General features: G+C 72.6%; 21 protein-coding genes. 13 read left to right on the plus strand and 8 right to left on the minus strand.

The window, feature by feature from the left end; all coding sequences use genetic code 11:
- The first annotated feature begins 84 nt into the window (after nt 1-84).
- Both U870_RS0109325 and U870_RS0109330 read left to right on the plus strand, forming a co-directional pair.
- The gene (locus U870_RS0109325) at nt 85-1,446 is read left to right on the plus strand and encodes an MFS transporter (protein ID WP_025157133.1); all 1,362 of its coding nucleotides are present in this window, start codon (nt 85-87) and stop codon (nt 1,444-1,446) included.
- Nucleotides 1,433-2,908, plus strand: coding sequence for a pyridoxal phosphate-dependent decarboxylase family protein (locus U870_RS0109330; protein ID WP_025157134.1), 1,476 nt, complete (start codon nt 1,433-1,435; stop codon nt 2,906-2,908). The genes U870_RS0109325 and U870_RS0109330 overlap by 14 nt, the downstream gene beginning before the upstream one ends.
- A 12-nt stretch (nt 2,909-2,920) precedes the next feature.
- Here the strand turns inward: U870_RS0109330 and U870_RS0109335 are convergent, their stop codons facing one another.
- From U870_RS0109335 to U870_RS0109350, 4 genes are read right to left on the minus strand one after another with little or no spacing between them, the layout of a single operon-like run.
- Entirely contained in the window at nt 2,921-3,376 is a 456-nt protein-coding gene (locus tag U870_RS0109335; RefSeq protein WP_025157135.1) for an anthrone oxygenase family protein, read from the minus strand.
- Between the two features lie 4 nt (nt 3,377-3,380).
- Nucleotides 3,381-4,526 (minus strand): Mrp/NBP35 family ATP-binding protein, encoded by a 1,146-nt coding sequence (locus tag U870_RS0109340; RefSeq protein WP_025157136.1) that lies wholly within the window; start codon nt 4,524-4,526, stop codon nt 3,381-3,383.
- On the minus strand, nt 4,519-5,049 hold the full coding sequence (locus tag U870_RS0109345; RefSeq protein WP_025157137.1) for a DUF1003 domain-containing protein: 531 nt from the start codon (nt 5,047-5,049) through the stop codon (nt 4,519-4,521). The genes U870_RS0109340 and U870_RS0109345 overlap by 8 nt, the downstream gene beginning before the upstream one ends.
- Complete coding sequence (locus U870_RS0109350) at nt 5,036-6,358, minus strand: magnesium transporter MgtE N-terminal domain-containing protein (protein ID WP_025157138.1); 1,323 nt, start codon at nt 6,356-6,358, stop codon at nt 5,036-5,038. The genes U870_RS0109345 and U870_RS0109350 overlap by 14 nt, the downstream gene beginning before the upstream one ends.
- Nucleotides 6,359-6,415: 57 nt before the next feature.
- Here U870_RS0109350 and U870_RS0109355 point away from each other — a divergent pair, with 57 nt between their 5' ends.
- The 6 genes from U870_RS0109355 (at nt 6,416) to dhaK (ending at nt 12,468) form a co-directional block, all read left to right on the plus strand.
- Complete coding sequence (locus U870_RS0109355) at nt 6,416-7,090, plus strand: general stress protein (protein ID WP_025157139.1); 675 nt, start codon at nt 6,416-6,418, stop codon at nt 7,088-7,090.
- A 72-nt stretch (nt 7,091-7,162) separates the two neighbouring features.
- Nucleotides 7,163-8,983: a GAF domain-containing protein gene (locus U870_RS0109360; RefSeq protein ID WP_025157140.1), complete on the plus strand. Its 1,821-nt coding sequence runs from the start codon at nt 7,163-7,165 to the stop codon at nt 8,981-8,983.
- 112 nt (nt 8,984-9,095) lie between these two features.
- Nucleotides 9,096-9,956, plus strand: coding sequence for a class II fructose-bisphosphate aldolase (locus tag U870_RS0109365; RefSeq protein ID WP_025157141.1), 861 nt, complete (start codon nt 9,096-9,098; stop codon nt 9,954-9,956).
- Between the two features lie 4 nt (nt 9,957-9,960).
- A complete protein-coding gene (locus tag U870_RS0109370; RefSeq protein ID WP_025157142.1) occupies nt 9,961-10,737 on the plus strand; it encodes an HAD-IA family hydrolase in 777 nt (258 codons plus the stop codon).
- Between the two features lie 40 nt (nt 10,738-10,777).
- On the plus strand, nt 10,778-11,425 hold the full coding sequence (gene dhaL, locus U870_RS0109375) for a dihydroxyacetone kinase subunit DhaL (RefSeq protein WP_025157143.1): 648 nt from the start codon (nt 10,778-10,780) through the stop codon (nt 11,423-11,425).
- A gap of 47 nt (nt 11,426-11,472) precedes the next feature.
- The gene (dhaK, locus tag U870_RS0109380; RefSeq protein ID WP_025157144.1) at nt 11,473-12,468 is read left to right on the plus strand and encodes a dihydroxyacetone kinase subunit DhaK; all 996 of its coding nucleotides are present in this window, start codon (nt 11,473-11,475) and stop codon (nt 12,466-12,468) included.
- A 30-nt stretch (nt 12,469-12,498) separates the two neighbouring features.
- Here dhaK and U870_RS0109385 read toward each other — a convergent pair whose 3' ends face one another.
- Complete coding sequence (locus tag U870_RS0109385) at nt 12,499-14,013, minus strand: aminopeptidase P family protein (protein ID WP_029947428.1); 1,515 nt, start codon at nt 14,011-14,013, stop codon at nt 12,499-12,501.
- 33 nt (nt 14,014-14,046) lie between these two features.
- Between U870_RS0109385 and U870_RS0109390 the strand changes: the two genes are divergently transcribed.
- The 3 genes from U870_RS0109390 to U870_RS0109400 all read left to right on the plus strand — a co-directional run bounded on the left by U870_RS0109390 (nt 14,047) and on the right by U870_RS0109400 (nt 17,352).
- Nucleotides 14,047-14,919, plus strand: a complete 873-nt coding sequence (locus U870_RS0109390) for a PHP domain-containing protein (protein WP_025157146.1) — start codon at nt 14,047-14,049, stop codon at nt 14,917-14,919.
- 58 nt (nt 14,920-14,977) lie between these two features.
- Nucleotides 14,978-16,099 carry a hypothetical protein gene (locus U870_RS0109395; protein WP_240183667.1) on the plus strand — a complete coding sequence of 374 codons (1,122 nt, stop codon included), beginning with the start codon at nt 14,978-14,980 and terminating at the stop codon, nt 16,097-16,099.
- A 98-nt stretch (nt 16,100-16,197) separates the two neighbouring features.
- Complete coding sequence (locus tag U870_RS0109400; RefSeq protein ID WP_025157148.1) at nt 16,198-17,352, plus strand: coiled-coil domain-containing protein; 1,155 nt, start codon at nt 16,198-16,200, stop codon at nt 17,350-17,352.
- A gap of 67 nt (nt 17,353-17,419) precedes the next feature.
- Here U870_RS0109400 and U870_RS0109405 read toward each other — a convergent pair whose 3' ends face one another.
- On the minus strand, nt 17,420-18,955 hold the full coding sequence (locus U870_RS0109405) for a DEAD/DEAH box helicase (RefSeq protein ID WP_025157149.1): 1,536 nt from the start codon (nt 18,953-18,955) through the stop codon (nt 17,420-17,422).
- A 121-nt stretch (nt 18,956-19,076) separates the two neighbouring features.
- Here U870_RS0109405 and U870_RS0109410 point away from each other — a divergent pair, with 121 nt between their 5' ends.
- Nucleotides 19,077-19,793 carry a ferritin-like fold-containing protein gene (locus U870_RS0109410; RefSeq protein ID WP_025157150.1) on the plus strand — a complete coding sequence of 239 codons (717 nt, stop codon included), beginning with the start codon at nt 19,077-19,079 and terminating at the stop codon, nt 19,791-19,793.
- Between the two features lie 57 nt (nt 19,794-19,850).
- On the opposite strand, the gene U870_RS0109415 is transcribed toward U870_RS0109410, so the two are convergent.
- The gene (locus U870_RS0109415; RefSeq protein WP_025157151.1) at nt 19,851-20,153 is read right to left on the minus strand and encodes a hypothetical protein; all 303 of its coding nucleotides are present in this window, start codon (nt 20,151-20,153) and stop codon (nt 19,851-19,853) included.
- Between the two features lie 11 nt (nt 20,154-20,164).
- Nucleotides 20,165-20,389 (minus strand): DUF3107 domain-containing protein, encoded by a 225-nt coding sequence (locus U870_RS0109420; protein WP_025157152.1) that lies wholly within the window; start codon nt 20,387-20,389, stop codon nt 20,165-20,167.
- Nucleotides 20,390-20,516: 127 nt separating this feature from the next.
- Here U870_RS0109420 and U870_RS0109425 point away from each other — a divergent pair, with 127 nt between their 5' ends.
- On the plus strand, nt 20,517-23,696 hold the full coding sequence (locus U870_RS0109425; protein WP_025157153.1) for a UrvD/REP family ATP-dependent DNA helicase: 3,180 nt from the start codon (nt 20,517-20,519) through the stop codon (nt 23,694-23,696).
- Nucleotides 23,697-23,699 lie beyond the last annotated feature (3 nt).

Genomic DNA, 23,699 nt, shown 5'->3' on the forward strand with positions numbered 1-23,699 from the left:
TCTGCTACACCCGATTCCCGGTGTTCCACGGATCGTGACGCGTCTGTCGCGGCCCGGCGGGCGCGCATCCAATACGATTCGGTCATGATCGCAACGGAGCAGACGCTCACCCGGCCGACGGTCGCCCGCTACGCCATCGGATCGCTCGGCACCGGAGGCTTCGCCACGCTCCCCGGTCTTGTCCTCGTCTACTACCTGACCGACAGCCTCGGCGTCGCCGCCCTGGTCGCGGGAGTCGTGGTCACGGTCGCGAAGGTGTGGGACGTGATCATCGACCCGGTCATCGGCGCGCGCAGCGACCGGATGCTCGCCGTGCGAGGATCCCGCCGCCCGATGATGGTGCTCGGCGCCGTCACGCTCCCCGTCTTCTTCCTGCTGACCTTCGCCGTGCCGGAGGGGACTCCGGAGGCGATGGCGGCGACCTGGGTCCTGATCGCGTTCGTGCTCACGGCCACGTCGTTCAGCCTCTTCCAGGTGCCGTACATCGCGCTCCCCGCGGAGCTCGCCAGCGGGTACGACGCGCGCACGCGGCTGCTGACCTGGCGGGTGGTGGTGCTGACCTTCGCCATCCTGCTCTTCGGCGCGGGAGGTCCGGCGCTGCGGTCGCTCGGCGGCTATCCGGTGATGGCGCTGATCGCGGGCGTGGCGATCGGCGGAGGGATGCTGATCTCGGCGTTCGTAGCGCCGCGCCAGGCCCCGGCGACGGTCGCCCCGCCGCGTGAGCCGGTGCTCACGACGCTCCGGACCAACTACGCGGCCGGCGTGCGTGTGCTGCGCGACAGCCAGCCGTTCCGCGCCCTGCTGCTCACCTTCCTGCTCCAGGGCCTCGCCACCGGGCTCATGCTCGCCGGGGCCAACTACGTCGCCACCTGGGTGCTGCACTCCGAGGACGCCGTCACCTTCCTCTTCCTGGCGCTCATCGGCCCCGCCCTGATCGTGACCCCGCTGTGGGGCGTCGTCGCCCGCCGGGTCGGCAAGGAGCGTGGCTTCGTCGCCGCGAGCGTCCTGTTCGGACTGGCGGCGCTGTCCATGGTGCTGCTGATCTGGGCGCCAGGGGACTGGGTGTACCTGCCGGTCGCGGTCGCGGGAGCCGCCTACGCCGGGATGCAGTCGCTCCCGATGGCGATGCTGCCCGACGTGATCTCGCACGACGCGCGCCGCAACGGCCCGGGGCGCGCCGGGACCTTCGGCGGGATGTGGACCGCGGGGGAGACGACGGGGATGGCGCTCGGTGCGACGGTGCTCACCGTCGTGCTCACCGTCACCGGCTATGTCGTGCGCTCGGCCGATCCCACCGTCGTGGTGGCCGGGGCGACCCAGCCCGCCGCCGCCGTGGCGGGCATCGTGCTCGCCTTCAGTGCCGTGCCCGCGGCGCTCCTCGCCCTCAGCCTGATCCCGCTCCGCCGCTACCGGCTCCGGAAGGAAGACATCGATGGTCTCGTTTGACGCCCGGGCGGTCCTCGCCCGACTCGCCGCCCTGCGCTCGGCCGACGCCCCCACCCATGGCGGTCAGGTGCTCAGCTATGTCTACGACTCGGGCGTCGCCGAGATCGACGAACTGGCTGCCGAGGCCATGCGGCTGGTGCAGCCGGTCAACGGCCTCGACCCGACCACCTTCACGTCGGTCGCCGTGATGGAGCGCGAGGTCGTCGGCTTCGCCCGCGAGCTGCTGCACGGGGGAGACGACGTCGTCGGCTCGGTCACCTCCGGCGGAACCGAGTCGTGCCTGCTGGCCGTGAAGACCGCCCGGGACGCCTGGCGCGCGGCGGGAGGGGAGGGACGCGGCCGTCTGCTCGCCCCCGTCACGGTCCACGCCGCCTTCCAGAAGGCCGCGGAGTACTTCGACCTGGTGCTCGACCTCGTGCCGGTGGACCCTGCTTCGGGCCGGATCGACCCGGTGCGCCTGCTCGACAGGCTGGGGCCGGACGTCGCGCTCGTCGTGGTGTCGGCGCCGTCCTACCCCTACGGCACCCTCGACCCCGTGGAGGCGGTCGCGGCGGCGTGCGACGAGGCGGGCGTGGCCCTGCACGTCGACGGCTGCATCGGGGGCTGGATCCTGCCGTTCTGGCGGGACGCCACCGGAGCCGCCCTGCCGCTCTGGGACTTCCGGGTGCCGGGGGTCACGAGCATCTCGGCCGACCTGCACAAGTTCGGCTACGCCCCCAAGGGCGCCAGCGTGCTGCTCCAGCGCGGGCGCGACCGGCAGCGCCTGCAGTACTTCGCGACGACCGGATGGCCGGGCTACCCGGTGGTGAATCCGACGCTCCTCGGATCCAAGTCGGCCGCGGCGCTCGCGGCCTCGTGGGCGATCATCCAGGCGCTGGGCGCGCGCGGGCTGGCCGAGCTGGCCGAATCCTGCCGGCGATCGACGGCCGCCCTCGCCGATCTGGTCGGCGACATCGACGGCCTGCGCGTGTTCGGCGAGCCGACCGGCCCGCTGATCGCCGTCACGAGCGACGGCGCCGTCCCTGCGGAGCGCCGGGTCGACCCGCACCACTGGGCGGACCGCGCCCGGCTGCGCGGCTGGCACCTGCAGCTCCAGCCCGGTCTCACGCAGGACGACGGCACCCACCTGCCGCACACCACACACCTCACGATCACGCCGGTCACTGGCAGCCGCCTGGACGAGCTGGAGGCCGCGCTGCGCGGCGCGGCGGACGAAGTGCGCGGCGTTCCGCCGGTCGACCCCGCCGCGGTGCTCGGCGCGCTGCCCCCCGGACTGGCCGACGGGCCGCTCGACTCCGACGCGGCGGCGGCGGTCCTCCGGGCCGTCGGGATCGGCGGGAGCGGCGACGGTCGTCTCCCGGACGAGCAGGCCCCGCTGCTGGCGTTGATCGAGGCCCTGCCGAGGCCGCTGACCGAGCGCCTGCTGGTGGAGCTGCTCGCCCGGATCGTGGAGCCGGTCTAGCCTCCCGTCGCGTCAGGGGAGCGCGACGCCGACCGCGATCGCGAACAGCACGAAGGAGAGGACGGCCGCACTCGAGCGCAGCACGTCGATCCGCTCCCAGCGCACGACGACCGCGCGCCAGTCGGCGGGCGGCCGGGCGGGATCCCACTCGTTCACGCCGATGTTGATCGGGACGGTGCCGAGGAACGACGCGAGCACGAAGGCCAGCAGTGCCGCGGCCCCCGCGATGCGCCAGGCCAGCCCATCGGAGGCTCCGGCGACGATGAGCAGAGCGATCGACGCGAGAACGGTCGGCACCATCAGAACAGGCACCGCGACCTTCAGCCGCTTCACCAGGGCGATCCGCGCCCGCACGTGGGCGTCGTCCGGGAGGGAGCGCAGCGCCGGCTGCACGCCCCAGCGCACGATGGCCTCCTCGCCGGCCAGCAGTCCGACGAGGACGAGCTGTGCGATGGTCAACACGGTCATACGATCAGCTCCTCGGAGAGAGCCCGAGCTTGCGGCCGGCGAGGCCGCGCGCGCGGGTGGCGAGACGTTCGGCCACGCCCCGGATCGCGGCCGCGGCGGGGTCGCCGGGGTCGGTCACGACGATCGGGGCGCCCGCGTCGCCGCCGGCACGCAGCGGGATGCTGAGCGGCACGGAGGCGAGCAGGGGCACCGCGTCGTCCTGCCCGGCGGACAGCCGGCGCGCGACCTCCGCGCCCCCTCCGCTGCCGAAGAGATCCAGGATGCTGCCGTCCGGCTGCACGAGGCCGGCCATGTTCTCGATCACGCCGACCACCTTCTGGCCGGTCTGCCGGGCGACCACGCCGCTGCGCTCCGCCACGTCGGCCGCGGCCGGCTGCGGGGTGGTCACCACGAGCACCTCGGCCTGGGGGAGCAGCTGGCCGACCGAGATGGCGACGTCGCCCGTGCCGGGCGGCAGGTCGAGGAGCAGGACATCGAGATCGCCGAAGAACACGTCGCCGAGGAACTGCTGGATGGTGCGGTGCAGCATCGGACCGCGCCAGGCCACCGCAGCCGAGGCGGAGTCGACGAACATGCCGATCGACACGACCTTCACGCCGTGGGCGACGGGCGGGAGGATCATGTCGTCGACCCGGGTCGGGCGGGGAGCGACGCCGTTCTCGTCCGTCATCCCGAGGATCCCGGGGATCGAGAAGCCGTGCACGTCGGCGTCGACGATGCCGACGCGGAGGCCGCGCTCGGCGAGGGCGACGCCGAGGTTGGCCGTCACGGTCGATTTGCCGACCCCGCCCTTGCCGCTGGTGACGGCGTAGACGCGGGTCAGGGAGTCCGGTCCGAACTGGGCGGTCCGTGCGGCCCTGCCGCCGCGCAGGCGCTCGGTCAGGGCGCGACGTTCGGCCGGCGTCATCACGGAGACGTCGACGGTCACCCCGGTCACGCCGGGGACGCTCGCCGTCGCGGCGCGCACGTCCCGCTCGATGGCATCGGCGGCGGGGCAGCCGACGATCGTCAGCTTGATGCCGACCCTCGCATGCCCGTCGGGGGCGACCTCCACCCCTCCCACCATGTCGAGCTCGGTGATCGGCTTGCGGATCTCGGGGTCGAGCACGGCGCCCAGCGCACGCCCGACGGCGTCCGCCAGATCAGGCACGGGTCGTCTCGCCCTCTCCCGCGTCGCGCTCCTCGAGGTCCTCGAGCAGTGCGCGCAGCTCGGCGCGGATGAAGTCCTTGGTCGCCATGTCCTTCACGGCCAGCCGCAGCGCGACCACCTCACGGGCGAGGTACTCGGTGTCGGCGAGGTTGCGCTCCGCGCGCTGCCGGTCCTGCTCGATCTGCACCCGGTCACGGTCGTCTTGCCGGTTCTGGGCGAGCAGGATGAGCGGGGCCGCGTACGACGCCTGCAGCGACAGCACCAGCGTGAGCGCGATGAAGCCCAGCGCGGCCGAGTCGAATCGCCACGCGTTCGGCAGGAGCGTGTTCCACAGCATCCACGCGACGACGAACACGGTGAGCCCGAGGATGAACCAGGGCGTCCCCATGGCGCGGGCGATCCACTCGGTGAACCGGCCGAACCGGTCGTTCTGGTCCATGCGCCCGCGCGCGGAGGAGCCGAGCACCGGGGTGCGCAACCCCTTGGGAGCGTCGAGACGGGAGTCCTGCCTACCTCGTGGCATTCCCACCCCTCCTTCCGTTCACGACGGGGATGCTGCCGGTCTCATCGGCCGCTGCGGGACGTTTCACCGGTTCGTCCTCGTCCTGGCGCCGCCAATCGTCCGGGAGGAGGTAGTCGAGCACGTCGTCGATCGTCACCACGCCGACCAGCCGGTGCTTGTCGTCGACCACGGGGACCGAGACGAGGTTGTAGCTGGCCAGGATGCGCGAGACCTCCGCCGCCGAGGTGTCGCCGGTCACCGGCTCCAGGCTCGGATCGAGCAGGGTGCCGAGACGCACGTGCGGCGGGTAGCGGAGCATGCGCTGGAAGTGCACGATCCCGAGGAAACGCCCGGTCGGCGGCTCGTACGGCGGCAGCGTGACGCAGACCGCGGCACCGAGTGCCGGGGCGAGCTCGTGGCGGCGGATCAGAGCGAGCCCTTCGGCGACCGTGGCATCGGCGGAGACGATGATCGGTTCCGTGGTCATCAGGCCGCCCGCCGTGTCGGGGGCGTACGTCAGCAGCATGCGGACGTCCTCCGCCTCCTCGGGCTCCATCAGCTCCAGGAGGTGCTCGCCGCGCTCGTCAGAGAGCTGGGCGATGAGGTCGGCCGCGTCGTCCGGCTCCATCTGGTCGAGCACGTCGGCGGCCCGGAGATCGTCGAGCTTGGTGAGGATCTGCACCTGCTCGCTCTCGGGCATCTCCTCGAGCACGTCGGCGAGGCGGTCGTCCGGGAGCTCCTCGGCGACCTCGAGCATCCGCTGCTGCGGCAGATCGAGCAGGGTGTTCGCCAGATCGGCCGGCTTCAGCTCCGAGTACGCGGCGATGAGCTGCTCGGCGGACTGCGCCTCGCCCTGCCGCGCGCGCTCGGTCACCTCGTTCCACGAGACGAACGTGGTCGGCCCCTTGCCGAACGGCGACGAGCCCGACTTGGGACGGCGCACGAAGAGCTGCCCGACCGCCCACTCGCCGGTGGCGGACTCCTCGATGGCGACGTCCTCGATGGTCGCCTGGCCACTGCCGTCGGCGAAGTCGACCTTGCGGCCGAGCAGCTCCGCGATCACCCGGACCTCCCCGCCGCGCTGCTCGAACCGCCGCACGTTGATGAGGCCGGTCGTGATGATCTGCCCGGGGGAGATGCTCGTCACGCGCCCGATGGACACGAACACCCGGCGCTTGCCCGGGATCTCCACCACCAGGCCGACGACGGTCGGCGGATCCGATTTGCGATAGACCACCAGCACGTCGCGCACGCGCCCGACCCGGTCGCCGACCGGGTCGAACACACTGGTCCCGGCGAGCCGGGCGACGAAGATCCTGGTGGCACTCACGTGTATAAACCTAAGCCCTTCCCGCCGACCGGGCCGTGAGAATGGGACAATGGGGCGATGACCACCCCCAGCCCGCTCGGCGGCCGCAACCGGATGCTCTTCCCGACCCTCCCGCGCGGCGAGGTCGTGGCGACCTTCGACACGTATCCCGCCGCCCAGGAGGCCGTCGACGTGCTCGCGCGCGCGGACTTCCCCGTCGACAAGGTGTCGATCGTCGGAAGCGACCTCAAGAGCGTCGAGCGCGTGACCGGCAAGCTGACCTGGGGGCGCGTCGCGGTCGCCGGTGCGGCATCCGGGGCGTGGCTCGGCATCTTCTTCGGCCTGCTGCTGGTCATCTTCTCTCCGACGGTCAGCTTCGCCTTCGTGATCGCCGCCGTGCTGATCGGTGCCGGGTTCGGGATGCTGTTCGGCATCGTCTCGTACGCGATCAACCGGCGCCGCAAGGACTACACCTCGGTGATGCAGGTCATCGCCACCAGCTACTCGGTCCTCGTCGACGGCGACCTGGGCAACCGGGCGCGCAATCTGCTCCAGGGCGGTGCGGCCGAGCAGCCGCGCGCGGCCTTCCCGCACCCGAGCGACCCGCCGGCGGCCCCGCACCCCAGCGACCCGCCGCGCGCCTGGCAGCCTCCGGCGCCGCAGCCTCCCGCGGAGCCGCCGGCGGCACAGCCGCCCGCGCCTCCCGCGGACGCACCCGAGGGACCGGCCGCTCCGGAGCCTCCGCGCGCCTGATCGCACTGGCGGGGCGGGCATCCGCGGGCGCATGATGGAGACGGCATCGCCGTCGACGTCGATGAGGACCGCATGGAAGCCGAGAACCCGAGTACCAGCCCGCTGCGCGACTCCCTCGCGCCCGTCGACGGCGCCGCGGCTACCTTCGACACGCTCGCCGCGCTGGCCGACGACCTGGCCGGCCATTTCGCCCTGGAGCCGTTGCTGGAGCGCATCCTCCGGCATACGCTCGAACTCCTGGGCTGCGACAGCGGGTCCATCTGCACCGTCGACGAAGCGGCCGGGACCTACCGCAAGGACGCCGATCTGGGCGTCGGATGCCGGTCCGGCGCGACGTTCCCGCTCGGCGAGGGGGTGACCGGCGAGGTCGTGCGAGCCCGTGCCACCGTGGTCTTCGACGAGTACGCCCAGGTGCGCGGCGGCCACATCGAGGGACCGGACCGCGACCTCCTGCACGCGACCATCGGTGTGCCGATCCGCTGGAACGGGGCGATCGTCGGCGCCCTGGTCGTGTTCAGCCGCGACCCGTACCGGCGATTCAGCGGATCCGACGTCCACCTGATCGAGAGCTTCGCCGCGCACGCGGGAATCGCCATCACGAACGCGCGCCTGCACGCCGTCGCGGCCGAACGTGCCCAGGAGGCCGCCATCGCCACCGAACGCGAGCGGGTGGTGCGGGACGTGCACGACACCGTCGGGCGCGGACTGGCCGACATCCTGCTGCGGCTCGACGAGGCGGAGCGGCGGATGCGCACGGGCGGGGATCCGCGGGATGCCCTCGCGCAGGCCCGTCGCGCGGCGCGTTCGGCGCTGAGCGAGACGCAGCGCACCGTCCTCGGACTGGGACCCGAGCAGTTGGACGGCCGCTCGCTCGGCGAAGCGATCGGGCTCGAGCTGGCCTGGGCGGAATCCGCGGCCGGGGTTCGGACCCGACTGGTGGTGGTGGGGGAGCACGGCCCGCTGGCGCCCGAGACGGTGCGCCAGCTCTTCCGGATCGTGCAGGAGTCGCTCACCAACGTGGTCGAGCACGCCTCGGCCCAGCAGGTGCGCGTCGGCATCGTCTACGGGGAGCGGGAGGTGACCGCCCTGATCGAGGACGACGGCCGCGGCTTCGACGTCGCCGGGCTCGCGAAAGCGCCCAGCCGCCCGCTGCGCGGCCTCGGACTGCAGGGCCTCGCCGCCCGTGCCGAGCACCTCGGTGGCAGCATCCACATCGAGTCGACACCCCGGTGGGGAACCAGGGTGCGGGCCGAACTGCCGGTGCTCCCTCCCGCCCGCGACCACGAGCACGCGCGGTGGCGGGTGCTGGTGGTGCACGCCAACCCGCTGATCCGCTCGGGACTGGTCCGCTCGCTCGCGCTGGCGGAACCGGACATCCAGGTCGTGGGCGAGGTCGGCGATGCGCAGGCGGCCGTCGAAGCGTTCGACCTGCTGCGCCCCAGTGTGGTGCTGGCAGACCTCGACCTGCCCCATGTCGACGGCGTGCAGCTGACCTCCCATCTGCGCGCCGCCGACGACGAGGTGCGGGTCGTGCTGCTGATCGGCTCCGTGGCGGACGACCGGCTGCTCGGCGGAACCCGCGTCGGCGCCGCCGGGTTCGTGGAGGCGACGGCCGATCCGGCGGCGATCGCCCGCGCGGTCGTGGCGGCGGCGCGGGGCGACCTCCTCCTCAGCCCCGAGTTCCTCAGCCGATTCGCCGTGTCTCTGACCGGGGGCGACGAACCGCTGACGGCCCGCGAGCGCGAGGTGCGGGCGCTGGTGGAGCAGGGGATGCCCGACAAGCTGATCGCCGCATCGCTCCACATCTCGGTCAAGACCGTCGAGAAGCACGTCGGGGCTCTGCTGCGCAAGACCGGGGCGGCGAATCGCACGGTGCTCGCCGCACGGCGCTGATCCGGGACCGCCGGGAGCGCATGCGGGGAATCCCTACCCACGGGATGGGGGAACTCCCCGTGTCGGCGGCCGGATGCGCTGCCTAGCCTGAGGGCGGAACGAGGAGGATCCCATGCCTGTCGTGTCGCTGAAGGAGATCGTCGACCGGGCGTTCGCGGAGCGCTACGGCGTGCCGGCCATCAACATCGTGAACGACCTGACGCTGGAGGCGGTCCTCGCCGGCGCGGTCGACGCGCGCTCCCCGGTCATCGTTCAGACCTCGGTCAAGACGGTCAAGTCCATCGGCTCCGACGTGCTGTTCGCGATGTGGGAGGCGATGACGGCGGGCATCGAGGTTCCGGTGACCCTGCACCTCGACCACTGCCCCGAGCGCGCCGTCATCACCGAGTGCCTCGACCGCGGGTGGAACTCCGTGCTGTTCGACGCCTCCACGCTCACCGTCGAGGAGAACCAGCGGCAGACCGTCGAGGTCGTCGCCGAGGCCCGCCGGCACGGTGCCCACGTCGAGGGGGAGATCGAGGCGATCAAGGGGGTGGAGGACGGCATCGGCGCCGACACCGAGCCGCAGCGGCAGACCCTCGAGACCGCCGTCGCCTTCATCGAGGAGACCGGGGTCGACGTGTTCGCCCCCTCGATCGGCAACGCGCACGGCGTCTACTCCGCGACCCCGGCGCTCGACTTCCAGCGGGTGACCGACCTGGTCGGGCGCACCGGCGTGCCGATCGCCCTGCACGGCGGCAGCGGGATGACGGACGAGCAGTTCCGCGACCTGATCGCGCGCGGCTGTGCCAAGGTCAACATCTCGACAGCCCTCAAGATCGAGTTCATGCGGTCGAGCCTCGCGTTCTTGAAGGGGGCGGAGGAGGCCGACAGGTGGGACCCGCCGTCGCTCTTCCGCGACGTCCGCGGGCACATCGTCGACCTGACCACGGGACTGGCGGCGACCTTCGGCAGCGCCGGACGGGCATGGTGACGGCGTGCCCGCGCTGATCTTCGACTGCGATGGCGTCCTCGCCGACACGGAGCGCAACGGCCATCTGCCCGCGTTCAACCAGACCTTCGCCGAATTCGAGGTCCCGGTGCGGTGGAGCGACGACGACTACCGCGAGAAAGTCCTCATCGGCGGCGGCAAGGAACGGATGGCGAGCATCCTCACCCCCGGCTTCGTCGCCGCGAACGGGCTGCCCGCCGATGAGGACGGCCGGCGCGATCTGCTGGCGCAGTGGCATGGGCGCAAGACGGCGATCTACACGGAGCTGGTGGCATCGGGGGCGCTGCCCGGGCGGCCCGGCATCCGTCGGATCGTGGAGGCGGCACGGGAGGCGGGATGGACGCTCGCCGTCGCCTCCACCTCGGCCGAGCCGTCGGTGCGCGCCGTGCTGGAGCACGCGGTCGGCCCGGACCTGGCCGCGGGCTTCTCGGTGTTCGCGGGCGACGTCGTCCCGCGCAAGAAGCCGGCACCGGACATCTACCTCCTGGCGCTGGAGCGGTTGGGGATCGGCCGTGACGATGCGGTCGTGATCGAGGACAGCGGCAACGGGGTGCGCGCGGCGGTCGACGCCGGTCTGCGCGTCGTCGTGACGGTCAGCGCGTACACCGTGGACGAGGACTTCACGGGGGCATCGCTCGTCGTCGACTCCCTCGGCGATCCGGGTGAGCCTGCTCGGGTGATCGCCGCTCCCGCAGGGGTCCGCCCCGGTCCGCTGGTGACCCTGGACGACGTCGCCGCCGTGCTCGAACGGCCCCGGCCCTAGGCGGCCCGTCTCCCCATCCGGCCCATCGAAAGGAGCCACCATGACCCAGAGTTCCGACGACACGGAGTTCGTGGTCCGCACGATCGCGCAGACCGCGGTCGACAACGAGCGCGAGTTCGGCGAGCTCGACTCGGTGGTGGGCGACGGGGACTTCGGGTTCTCGCTGGCCCGCGGTTTCGAGATCGTGCTGGCCGATTGGGACTCGTACGACCGTGCCGACATCGGCACCTTCCTGCAGAAGGTCGCCGTCGCGATCACGAGTCGCATCGGCGGCACATCCGGACCGATCTGGGGCACCGCGTTCCTGCGGGCCGCGACCCTCGCCAAAGGCAAGGACACGGTGACGGGGGCCGACGCGGTCGCCATGCTGCGTGCCGCGATCGAGGGGATCAAAGCCCGTGGCAACGCCGACGTCGGCGACAAGACGCTCCTGGACGCCCTCGTGCCGATGACCGACGCGATCGAGGCCCGGCTCGCCGCGGGCGACGCCGACGACGCGGTCGTCGCCGCCGCAGCGGTGGCGGCCCGCACCGCTGCGGACGCGACCGTCACGATGCAGGCCAAGCGCGGTCGTGCCGCATACACGGGCGAGCGCAGCATCGGCTCGCCCGACCCGGGCGCCGTCGCGGTCGCCGTCATCGTCGAGCGGATCGCGACGGCGTGGCCGGAGCGTCCGCGCGAATCCTGAACCCACCCGAACACCCGAACACCCGAAGAGCCGAACTGGAGAACACCATGAAGAAGTTCGTCAACGACCCGCTGAAGTACGTGCCCGACATGCTGAAGGGCATCGCCCTCGCCAACCCCGACACGCTCCGCTACGTGCCGGAGTACAACCTGATCATGCGCGCCGACGCGCCGAACGACGACAAGGTGTCGATCGTCCAGGGCTCGGGCTCCGGACACGAGCCGGCCCACGTGCTCACCGTCGGCAAGGGGATGCTGGATGGCGCCTGCCCCGGTGACGTGTTCGCCGCCCCGCCGATGGACTACGTCTACGAGACGACGAAGCTCCTCGCCTCGCCGAAGGGCGTGCTCCTGCTGGTGAACAACTACACCGGCGACCGGATGGCGTTCGACATGGCACAGGAGATGAGCCTCGCCGACGGCGTGAAGGTCCGGACGCTGTTCATCGACGATGACGTGTCGGTGCAGGACTCGACCTACACCGTCGGGCGGCGCGGCGTGGCCGGCAACTTCTTCGTCATGAAGGCCGTCGGGGCGGCGTCCGAGGCCGGGGCCGACCTGGACGAGGTCGTCCGGATCGGTGAGAAGGTCAACGCGGTGACCCGGACGATGGGTCTGGCGCTCACCGCCTGCACTCCGCCCGCGAAGGGGTCTCCGCTGTTCGAACTGGGCGACGACGAGATCGAGATCGGCGTGGGCATCCACGGCGAGCCCGGCCGGCGCCGCGCGAAGATCGAGCCCTCGGACGCGCTGGTGGACGAGCTGCTCGAACCGGTGGTCGCGGATCTGCCGTTCGAGCGCGGCGACCGCGTGGCCCTCATGGTCAACGGGCTGGGCGGCACCCCGATCAGCGAGCTCTACATCGCGTACGGACACGCGCACGAGTCGCTGGCCGCCCAGGGCATCACGGTGGGGCGCAGCTACGTGGGCGAGTACTGCACGTCCCTCGACATGGCGGGCGCGTCGATCACCCTGGTGCGGCTCGACGACGAGATCGAGGGACTGCTCGCGGCGCCCGCCGAGATCGGCCTGCGGATCTTCTGATCCGTCGGCGGGATGCCCGGACGGGCCGGCTCAGCGCGTGCTGAGCCGGCCCATCCACGCCTCGACCTCGTCCGCCGTGCGCGGGATGGCCAGCGAGAGGTTCTCGGCGCCGTCGGCGGTGACCAGGATGTTGTCCTCGATCCGGACGCCGATCCCGCGGAACCGCTCCGGCACCGTCAGGTCGTCGGGCTGGAAGTACAGCCCCGGCTCGATGGTGAAGGTCATGCCCGGCTCGAGCACGCCGTCCAGGTAGAGCTCGCGGCGGGCCTGGGCGCAGTCGTGGACGTCGAGGCCCAGGTGATGACTGGTCCCGTGCACCATGTAGCGGCGGTGCTGCTGGTTCTCCGGCAGCAGGGCCTCGTCAGCGCTGACCGGGAGCAGACCCCATTCGGCGGTCCGGCGGGCGATGACGGCCATCGCGGTGGCGTGGATCTCGCGGAAGCGGATGCCGGGGCGCACGATCGCGAAGGCCGCGTCGGCGGCCTCGCGCACCGTCTCGTACACGAGCCGCTGGGTCTCGGTGAAGGTGCCGCCGACGGGCAGCGTGCGGGTGATGTCCGCGGTGTAGTAGCTGTCCATCTCGACGCCCGCGTCGAGCAGGATGACGTCTCCGGGGACGACGGGGCCGTCGTTGCGGGTCCAGTGCAGGATGCACGCGTGCGGTCCGCTGGCCGCGATCGTGTCGTACCCGACCGCGTTGCCGTCGGCGCGGGCACGGCCGTTGAAGACGCCCTCCACGAGGCGCTCGCCCCGCGGGTGCGCCACGATGCGGGGGAGGTCGGCGATCACGTCGTCGAAGCCGCGGGCCGTCGCCGCGATCGCGGCGCGCAGCTCGGCGACCTCATAGTCGTCCTTGATCAGCCGCAGCTCGGAGAGCTCGCGTGCCAGCCGGTCGTCCTCCGCGTGGCTCTCCGGGTCGGCGTCCTCCGACAGGAGCAGCCGCGCGGTGTCGACCCGGTCGGTGAGCTCGGGGTCGGCCTCGCGCAGTACCACGGTGCCGGCGTCGACCGCGTCCAGGACGTCGGCCACCTCGGCGATGCCGCGGGTCGCGACCGCGAGATCGCTGGCGACCTGCGCGAGCGACGGCCGGGGCCCGATCCAGAACTCGCCGATCTCGGGGTTGGCGTAGAACTCGTCGGAGTCGCGACCGGCGCGCTCGCGGAAGTAGAGCGTGGCCTCGTGTCCCGACTCCGTCGGCTCCAGCACCAGCACGCTGCCGGGCTCGGCGTCGGAGCCCCAGCCCGTCAGGTGAGCGAAGGCGGAGTGGGCGCGGAAGGCGTAGTCCGTGTCGTTGGAGCGCTGCTTCAGCCGGCCGGCGGGCACGACGACGCGCTGTCCGCGGAACAGCTCCGACACCCGCTCCCGGCGCGCAGCGGCGAATGCGGCCTGCTCGCGCGCGCCCGGCAGCACCTCGGGGCGCTCCGCCCAGCCGCTGCCGATGTACTCCTTGAACGCGGCGGAGCCCGGAGTGGTCGAGCGGTTCGCGGTGGCGCGCGGTGCCTCGGCGGGCGCGGCGGTGGACGGGGTCGGCGACTGTGAGGACATGACGACCATTGTCCCACTCCTAGGATGGACTGCATGGCTGATGAGCGACGGTTCCGTAGTCCCGTCGACCTCCATACGCATTCGAGCGTGTCGGACGGGACGGAGACACCGGCGGAGCTGGTGCGCGCCGCCGCGGCCACCGGACTCGGGACCGTCGCCCTCACCGACCACGATTCCACCGCCGGCTGGGCGGAGGCCGCCGTCGCCGGCGCCGAGGTGGGGGTGACCGTGATCCCCGGCATGGAGCTCAGCACGCGGATCGAGTTCGCGAGCGTGCACATGCTCGGCTACCTCTTCGACCCGGCGAATCCCGCCCTGGTGGCCGAGACGCAGCGCATCCGCGAGGGGCGGATGCGGCGCGCGGAGGACATGGTCCGCCGCATCGCCGAGGACTACGACATCACCTGGGCCGACGTCATGGCGCAGGCCACCGAGGGGGCGACGGTCGGCCGCCCGCATATCGCCGACGCCCTGGTCGCCCGCGGCCTCGCTGCCGACCGCAGCGCGGCCTTCGCCGGGATCCTGCACTGGCGCAGCGGGTACTTCCAGCCGCACTACGCCCCCGAACCGCTGACCGGGGTGCGGTTGATCCGCGAGGCGGGCGGCATCCCGGTGCTCGCCCACCCGGCGACGGGAGGCCGCGGCCGGGTGATCCCCGAGGACCGGCTGCGCCGACTGGTCGACGCCGGCCTGTTCGGCTTCGAGATCGATCACCGCGAGAACACCGAGGACGGCAAGGAGAGGTTGCGCGAGCTGGCCGCGCGCTACGGTCTCGCCATCACGGGGTCGAGCGACTACCACGGGGCGGGCAAGCCGAACCGTCTGGGGGAGAACACCACCGATCCGGCCGTGGTCGATCGGATGATCGAAGAAGCGACAGGCGCGGCGCCTTTCTACGCTCCGTGACGAGGTGCGCTTAGCCTGGACCGCGGGGGACGGAAGGCGAGGTGCTCGGGTGAGACGGATGTGGACGTCCTCTGCGGCGGCGGTGGCGCTCATCGGCGCGCTCGTGCTGGCGGGAGGGGCGGCGCCGGCGGCGGCCGATCCCAGCTACCCGTCGTGGGACGACGTGCAGACCGCGAAGGCGAACGCCGCGAACGCCCAGGCGGAGGTCGACCGCATCAACGGGCTGCTCGCGACGCTGCAGACCGCCGCGAACGCCGCGGGCGACCTCGCGGTGAAGCGCGCCGGGGAGTACGGCGCGGCGGAGGCCGCGCTCCGGACGGCGACCGCCAAGGCCGACGACCTCCAGGCGCAGGCCACCGCCGCCACCGCGCAGGCCGCGACCCTGCGGACGCAGAGCGGCACGCTGGCGTCGCAGCTGGCCAGGGCAGGGGCGTCCGATGTCACCCTGCGGCTGTTCCTCGATTCGAGCGCCCGCCATCAGGACACCCTGCTGTACGAGCTCGGGGCGATGTCGAAGCTGACGTCCCGGTCCACGGCGCTCCTGGCGGAGGCCGACCAGCAGAAGAACGTCGCGGCCGCGCTGAGCGCGCAGGCGGCGGACGCCGAGAAGGTGCGCACCCGGCTCGACGCCGATGCGAAATCGGCGTACCAGGCGGCGCAGCAGGCCGAGGCGGCGGCGAAGGCACAGCTCGCCGATCAGCAGTCGCACGCGAACACGCTGTACGCACAGCTCGCTTCGCTCCAGAACACCGAGGCCGCGACGGAGAAGGACTATGCCGCGGGACAGGCGGCGGCCGCCGCGGCCGCCGCCGCGGCCAATCCGGGCGGCGGCTCGGACGGCTTCGCTCCGCCTCCCGGCATGGTCGTGGACCCGGCCGGCGCGCAGGCCTACGCGTCGAGCCGGCTGGGCGCCTACGGGTGGGGCCAGGACCAGATGGGCTGCCTGATCAAGCTCTGGAACCACGAGTCCGGCTGGCGGGCGGACGCGTACAACACCTCCAGCGGGGCCTACGGCATCCCGCAGGCCTGGCCGGCGAGCAAGATGTCGTCGGCGGGCGGCGACTGGCTGACCAACCAGGACACGCAGGTGAACTGGGGTCTCGACTACATCGACCGCGCCTATGGTTCGCCCTGTGCCGCCTGGAACTTCGAGATGAGCCACGACCCGAACTGGTACTGAGCCACGCGGGAGCCGCCGCCGGCGTTCGACGCCCGGTGACCCGGTCGCATAGCCTGGTGCGCGTGGGACGGAACGGAACGGTGAGGCGGAAGTGACGGGTGTGGCCGCGTGCAGCGGCCGCGATCGTCCTGCTCGCGAGCCTCACGACCGCCGGTGTCGCAGCACCGGCCGCGGCCCAGACGGCCTATCCCACCTGGGACGAGGTCGTCGCGGCGGGGGCGAACACCTCGGCGGCGCGGGCACAGGTGGAACGCATCAACGACCTCCTGGCGGGTCTGCGGAGCGCCGCCGACGCGGCCGCGGACGCCGCGATCGCCCGAGCCGGGGAGTTCGGGGCGGCGCAGGAGGCCGTGCGGACGGCGAGCACGAAGGCCGATGACCTCGCCGGTCGCGCGGGCGAAGCCGCCGACCGTGCGGATGTGCTGCGCCGGCAGAGCGGCAGCCTCGCCGCCCAGCTCCGTCGCGGCGGCGGATCCGACGTGCCCGTCCGGCTCTTCCTCAGCGACAGCGCCGCAACGGCGGACGGCCTGCTCTATCAGCTCGGCGCCGTGTCGCGGCTGGCCGAGCGATCGAGCGCACTCCTCGATCAGGCGCGCACCCAGCGCAACCTCGCCTCGTCGCTGAGCGCCCAGGCCGAGGCGGCACGGGTCGAACGGCGGAGGCTCGAGGCCGACGCGCAGAGGGCGTACGAGGCGGCGACCGTCGCCGCGGCCGCCGCGGACACGGCGGTGGCCGAGCAGCAGGAGCGCGCCGACACGATGTACGCGCAGCTCGCTGCGCTCAAGGACACCGAGGCCTCGCTCGAGAAGCAGTACGCCGAGGGCGAGGCGGCCCGCAAGGCGGCCGAGCAGCCGGCGGGCCCGCCTCCCGCGTCGGGTGGGTCGGCCGGACCGGGCGGGTCGGGCGGAGGAGCAGGCGGCACTGCGCCGCCGCCCGGGATCGTGGTGGACCCGGCCGCCGCCCAGTCGTACGCGGCGCAGCGGCTGGGCGCCTACGGCTGGGGGAGCGATCAGCTGAGCTGCCTGCTCAAGCTCTGGACCAAGGAGTCCGGCTGGCGCGCCGACGCCTACAACCGATCGAGCGGAGCCTACGGCATCCCGCAGGCGCTGCCCGGGAGCAAGATGGCGACCGCCGGCCCCGACTGGATGACCAACGCAGGAACCCAGATCGAGTGGGGCCTGCGCTACATCTCTGGCCGGTACGGCAGCCCGTGCGCCGCGTGGTCGTTCCACCTCGGCCACAACTGGTACTGACGACGAGAGGCGGCCTCCGGATGGGGAGGCCGCCTCTGGGTCGTTCCGCGCGGTCGCGGTTTCCGCGTCAGTTGGCGGGGGGAGCGGTGGGAGCGCTGGACGATCCGCCGCGAGAGCGGCGGCGTCGGCGCCGCGGGGCACTGTTGCCGTCGCGGTGCTGCACCCCGCCGCCGTCGTGGGTGCCGGTGGCGACGTTCTGCTCGCCGCCCTCGGTGGTCGCGGTGGCCGTCGCACCGGTCGATTCGTCGGTGGAGGCGGCCGGCTGCGCCGAGCCCTCTCCGCCACGGGTGCGGCGACGGTTGCGGCTGCCGCCGGAGCGCTCGCCGTCGCGGGCGCCGCCGCCGGAGCGCGACCCCTCGGAGCGGGCACCCTCGGAGCGTGAGCCGCCGGAGCGGCCGCCCTCGGCCTTGACGACAGGGGTGCTCTTCAGCCGCCCCTTGGAGCCGGCGGGGATGTTGAGGTCCTCGTACAGGTGAGGGCTCGATGAGTAGGTCTCGACGGGCTCCGGCTGCCCCATCTCGAGCGCCCGGTTGATCAGCGCCCACTTGTGCAGGTCGTCCCAGTCGACGAAGGTCACCGCGATGCCGGTCTTGCCCGCGCGGCCGGTGCGGCCGGCGCGGTGCAGGTAGGTGTCGTGGTCGTCGGGCACGGTGTGGTTGATCACGTGGGTCACGTCGTTGACGTCGATGCCGCGGGCGGCCACGTCGGTGGCGATCAGGATGTCCTTCTTGCCGGCCTTGAACGCGGCCATCGCGCGCTCGCGCTGCTCCTGGTTCAGGTCGCCGTGCACGGCGGCGGCGTTGAAGCCGCGGTCGTTGAGCTCCTCGACCAGCTTCGCCGCAGCGCGCTTGGTGCGGGTGAAGACGACGGTCTTGCCGCGGCCTTCGGACTGCAGGATGCGGCCGATGACCTCGTCCTTGTCCAGCGAGTGCGCGCGGTAGACCACGTGCTTGATGTTGGCCTGCGTCAGACCCTCGTCGGGATCGGTCGCGCGGATGTGCACCGGGCGGGTCATGAAGCGGCGCGCGAGGGCGACGATCGGGCCCGGCATCGTCGCCGAGAAGAGCATCGTGTGGCGCGTCGCGGGGACCTGCTGGAAGATCTTCTCGATGTCGGCGAGGAAGCCGAGGTCGAGCATCTTGTCGGCCTCGTCGAGCACGACCTCCTGCACCTGCTTGAGGTCGAGGAGCCGCTGACCGGCGAGATCCAGGAGACGGCCGGGGGTGCCGACGACGATCTGGGCGCCGGCCTTGAGCTGCTCGACCTGACCCTCGTAGGCCTTGCCGCCGTAGATGCTGACGACGGACGTGGAGCGGTTGGAGGTGGCGAGCTCGAGGTCTTCGGCGACCTGCACGCACAGCTCACGGGTCGGGACCACGACGAGCACCTTCACACCGGGAGCCGGGTCCAGGCCGATGCGCTGGATGATCGGGAGGCCGAAGCCGAAGGTCTTGCCGGTGCCGGTCTTCGCCTGGCCGATGATGTCCTGGCCGCTGAGCGCGAGGGGGATGGTCTGCGCCTGGATCGGGAAGGGCTCGACGATGCCCTTCGATGCGAGGGCGTCCACCATGTCCTGGTCGATGTTGAGTTCGGAGAAAGTCAAAAGGAATGCCTGTCGTTCGATACGTAAGGTCTACGCCCTGTTCCTGTCGCAGGCGTAGGGCCGTCGATCCGATGCCGGCGGCAACAGAAGCCTACTGGACGACCCCGATACACTGCTGTACGTGTCAACCTGGTTCACGCGCCGACGCCCCGTGGTCGAGCTGCCCCGTCTCGCTCCCCGCGCCGATCGTGCACCGGCCGTGCGCGTCGACCTGCACGAGGTGATGCCCGATCTCCTGCCCTACCTCGGCCAGGCGGCCTATCTGCAGCTGGAGCAGTTCCAGACGCTGTCGGCCGTCGCCGCGGGCACCGGCTCGCTCCGGGCGAAGGAGCCCGTGGCGGTCGCCGCCGGGCACGCGCTCTCGAAGCACCAGGGGATCGTGGCGGAGATCCGGCGTCGCGGCGACGACCCGGCGGAGGTCATGAAGCCGTTCGCCGACGAGATCGAGGGCTTCAGCGCTCTGATCGCCGGTGCGGACTGGCGCGAGACGCTGCTCTCCTCCCTGGTGACGGGTGGCCTGCTCGACGACTTCTTCATCCGGCTGGCCGCGGGTCTGCCGGGGGACATCGGTCCGCGGGTCGCGCATCTGCTCGGCTCCGACTCCGGGCAGGAGGGCGTGCTGGAGGTGCTGCGGGAACAGATCGAGGCCGATCCGCAGCTCGCCTCGCGGCTGGCGATGTGGGGCCGCCGTCTGGTGGGGGACACTCTGCTGGTCGCCCGGTCCGCACTGCACCTCTCGGGCAACCGCGCCCGGGACGACGAGCGCATCGAGCCCATCTTCACCGAGCTGATCGCCGCCCACACACGCCGTATGGACGCGCTCGGCCTGACGGCCTGACGGCCCGACCACCCGATCGCGCCGCGGTCCGAATCGCCGGGCACGGCTCCGCGGAGGTCAGCGCGCGACGGCGCCCTTCGACAGGGTGTGCAGCAGCTTCTCGTCGTGACCGGCGCGCACCCGGCCGATCACCAGGTCGACGACCGCGACGATGACGGCGGTGCCGCCCAGCGAGATCCACCAGATCCAGCCGCCGTCCCACTTCAGGCCCGCCCAGGTCAGTCCGACCCAGAGCACGCTGGAGGCGATCACACCGATCGCCGGGATCAGGACGGCGCCGTGCGTGTGACGACCGGGGAGCAGGTAGCGGGCGCCGAGACCGAGCAGGGCGCCGCCGAGCGCGACGAAGAGGAGTTCCACGAGACGGGAATCTAGCCGACGAATCCGATGCGGCGCGACTCCTCGGCGCCGATCTCGACATAGCCGATGCCGGCCGTCGGAACGAGGTAGACGCGTCCCTTGTCGTCGGTGAGGCGGAGCAGCCCGGTGCCGCCGGCGATGGCGGCCTCGACCTGCTCGGCGATCTCGTCGGGCGACTGCGCCGACTCGAATCCCAGTTCTCGGGGGGCGTTGACGATTCCGATACGGATCTCCACGACAGTGCCTTTCAGGAGTTCTGGGCCATCTTCGAAACCGACCGCCCGATGTGAGTTCAGACTACGGCACACGGCTCGCGGCGCCGGGTCACGTTCTCTGTCGGCGGACGCCGATACCGTGAAGGACATGACGACCCGAGGCTTCCGTCCGCGCGCCGACCGGCGCAGCGAGACCGGCGACCTCGTCCTCGACCGGACGCAGGCCGCCGTGCTCGACCTCGCGGACGGCGCGTCCGCGGCGGTGCTGGGCGCGCCGGGGACCGGCAAGACCACCGTGCTCGTCGAGGCGCTCGCGGAGCGCGTCCTCGGGCGCGGCTACGCGACCGACGAGGTGCTCGTGATCAGCGCCTCCCGCGCGGCCGCCACGGCGTTGCGCGATCGCATCGCCCTGCGGGTGGGGGTGCCGACCAACGGCCCGCTCGCCCGCACCGCGACCTCCCTCGCGTTCCAGCTGGTGGGCGCCCGCGCCCGGCGGGCGGGCGAGGATGCCCCTCGGCTGCTCACCGGCGGCGAGCAGGACCAGATCATCGCCGAACTGCTCGCGGGTCATGTGGAGGACGGCACGGGTCCGCGGTGGCCGGAGCCGCTCGTGGAGGAGGTGCGCGCGCTCCGCGGGTTCCGCACCGAACTGCGCGAGCTCATGGCCCGGTGCGCTGAGCACGGGATCACCCCGCCGCGGCTCTCCGAGCTGGGAGTCGTCTCCGGTCACGACGAATGGCGGGCCGCCGCGCAGTTCCTCGCCGAGTATCAGGCGGTCGTCGACAGCTACCGGGGCGGCTTCGTCGACTCGGCGGAGCTGATCGCCTCCGCGGTCGCCGTCGTGCGCGACGGGAGCGCGCTCGACCGGGTGCGTGCCGTGTTCGTCGACGATCTGCAGGAGGCCACGGTGGCGACCCTCGCCCTCCTGGCCGCGCTGGCCGCGCGCGGCGTGGCGATCGTGGCGTTCGGCGACCCGGACGTCGCGTCGACCACGTTCCGCGGGGCGGAGACGAGCGCCCTCGGTCAGCTGGGTTCCCGGCTCGGCGTGCCGGTCGAGCGGTTCGTCCTCGGCACCGCCCACCGACACAGTCCCGGCCTGCGCGACCTCACCGTCCGGGTCACCGAGCGCATCGGCACGGCGGCGGCCGGAGTGCAGCGCCTGGCCTCCGCAGGACGGGCGGCGCCCGCGGCGGACGGCCGCACCGGGGGCGCTCCGACCGTTCCGGCACGCGCCGTCGCCGACGAGGCGGACGAGCCGGCCGAGGTGCTGCGCATCCTGGCGTCCTCTGCACCGGCCGAAGCCGCGCGGCTGGCCCGCCGGTTGCGCGAACGTCACCTGCTCGACGGCGTCTCATGGGACGAGATGGCGGTGGTCGTGCGCTCCGGAGCGCACGTGCCCGGCCTCGCCCGTGCCCTCGCGGTCGCCGAGGTGCCGACCAAGACGAGCGTCGCCGGTCGTGCCCTGCGCGACGACTACGCCGCGCGGCAGCTGATCACCGTCGCAGGCGTCGAGCTCGCCGCCGTGGAGCTGACCCCCGCGGTCGCCACCGAGCTGCTCCTGGGTCCCTTCGGCGGACTGGACGCCGTCAGCCTGCGACGGCTGCGTCTGGCTCTCCGGCAGGAGGAGCTCGCTGGCGAGGGGAACCGGCCCGGCGACGACCTCCTGGTGGAGGCGCTGGCCGACCCGGCGCACCTCGCCACCATCGACTCCTCGCCCGCCCGGCGTGCGGGGCGGCTCGCCGAGACCCTGCGCGGCGGCCGGGAGAAGGCCGGGGCGGGCGCGACCATCGAAGAGCTGCTCTGGCACGCCTGGGAGCGCAGTGGGCTCGCGAGCCGCTGGTTGGAGCAGTCCGAGCGCAGCGGGATCGTCGCCGACGAGGCCAACCGTCATCTGGACGGCGTCGTGGCGTTGTTCACCGCGGCCCGGAGGTTCGTGGAGCGCTATCCGGAGCGCCCGGCAGCGGACTTCGTGGTCGAGCTCCTCGGAGCGGAGGTGCCGGAGGACACCCTCGCGGCCCAGACCGCGGGGCCGGCCGTGCTGGTCTGCACCCCCAGCGCGACGGTCGGCCGGGAGTTCGAGGTGGTCGCGGTCTCCGGTCTCCAGGAGAGCGTGTGGCCCAACCTGCGACTCCGCGGCTCCCTGCTGCACCCGCACGAGCTGGCCGACGCGCTCGACGGGCGTGAGACGGCCACGGAGGACCAGCGCGCCCAGGTGCTCGGCGACGAGCTGCGGATGTTCGCGCTCGCCGTCTCCCGTGCGCGCGGCCAGGTGATCCTCACGGCGACGGCGAACGACGACGAGCAGCCGTCCCCGTTCCTGCGGCTGCCGGGCGAGCTCGCGGTGGACGACCGGGAGGAGGGCGCGCACCCGCTCTCCTTGCGCGGGATGGTCGGCCGGCTGCGACGCCGGCTCGCGACCACGGGGTCCGCCGACGCCGCCGAGGCGCTCGCCCGGCTCGCCGACGCCGACGTGGAGGGCGCCGACCCCGGGAGCTGGTACGGCCTCGTCGAGCCCTCCACCGTCGACCCGCTGGTCGACCTGGAGGACGAGGAGGCCGTGGTGCGCGTCTCGCCGTCGCGCCTGGAGACCTTCGAGAAATCGCCGCTGGCCTGGTTCGTCGATGCGATGGCTTCCTCGCCCAGCGGCCTCGCGGCGGGGATCGGGACCATCGTGCACGCGGTGATGGAGGAGGCGAGCACCGGCGACGACCGCGACCTGAGCGTGGAGCGGCTGTGGGGCGGCATCGAGCGCCGCTGGAGCGAGTTGGCCTTCGAGTCCCCCTGGCTCGAGGAGAAGGAGCGGCGACGCACCCGGACCCTGGCCCAGGGCGTGTCGGAGTACCTGCGCGACTTCGAAGGGGCGGGCGGGGCGCTCCTCGGGTCGGAGGGCGAGTTCGAACTGCGCATCGGTCGCGCCCTGGTGCGCGGCACGATCGACCGGGTGGAGCGCACGGCCGACGGAACGGTCGTGATTGTGGATCTGAAGACCGGCAACCGCACACCGAGCGCGGCCGAAGCCGTCGAGCACGCGCAGCTGGGGGCGTATCAGCTCGCCCTGGAGCACGGTGCCATCGAGGTCGCCGACGGGATGCCCTCCGGCGGTGCGAAGCTGCTCTTCGTCGCGAAGGGGGTGCGCGGCAAGGGATACCGCGAGGTGTCGCAGGACCGCGTGGACCCGGACGGGCTGGAACGGCTCACACAGCGCGTAGCGGAGGCGGCGTCGGGGATGGCCGCCGCGACGTTCGCCGGGGTCGTCGACCTCGGGGAGCGCGACCCGCACGCGAAGTACGAGTACCGCATCCACCTGGTGCCGGCGGTGAGCGCCTGATGC

Origin of the sequence: Leifsonia aquatica H1aii (genome assembly GCF_000633535.1) — a bacterium.
GTDB classification, from domain to species: domain Bacteria; phylum Actinomycetota; class Actinomycetes; order Actinomycetales; family Microbacteriaceae; genus Leifsonia; species Leifsonia aquatica_A.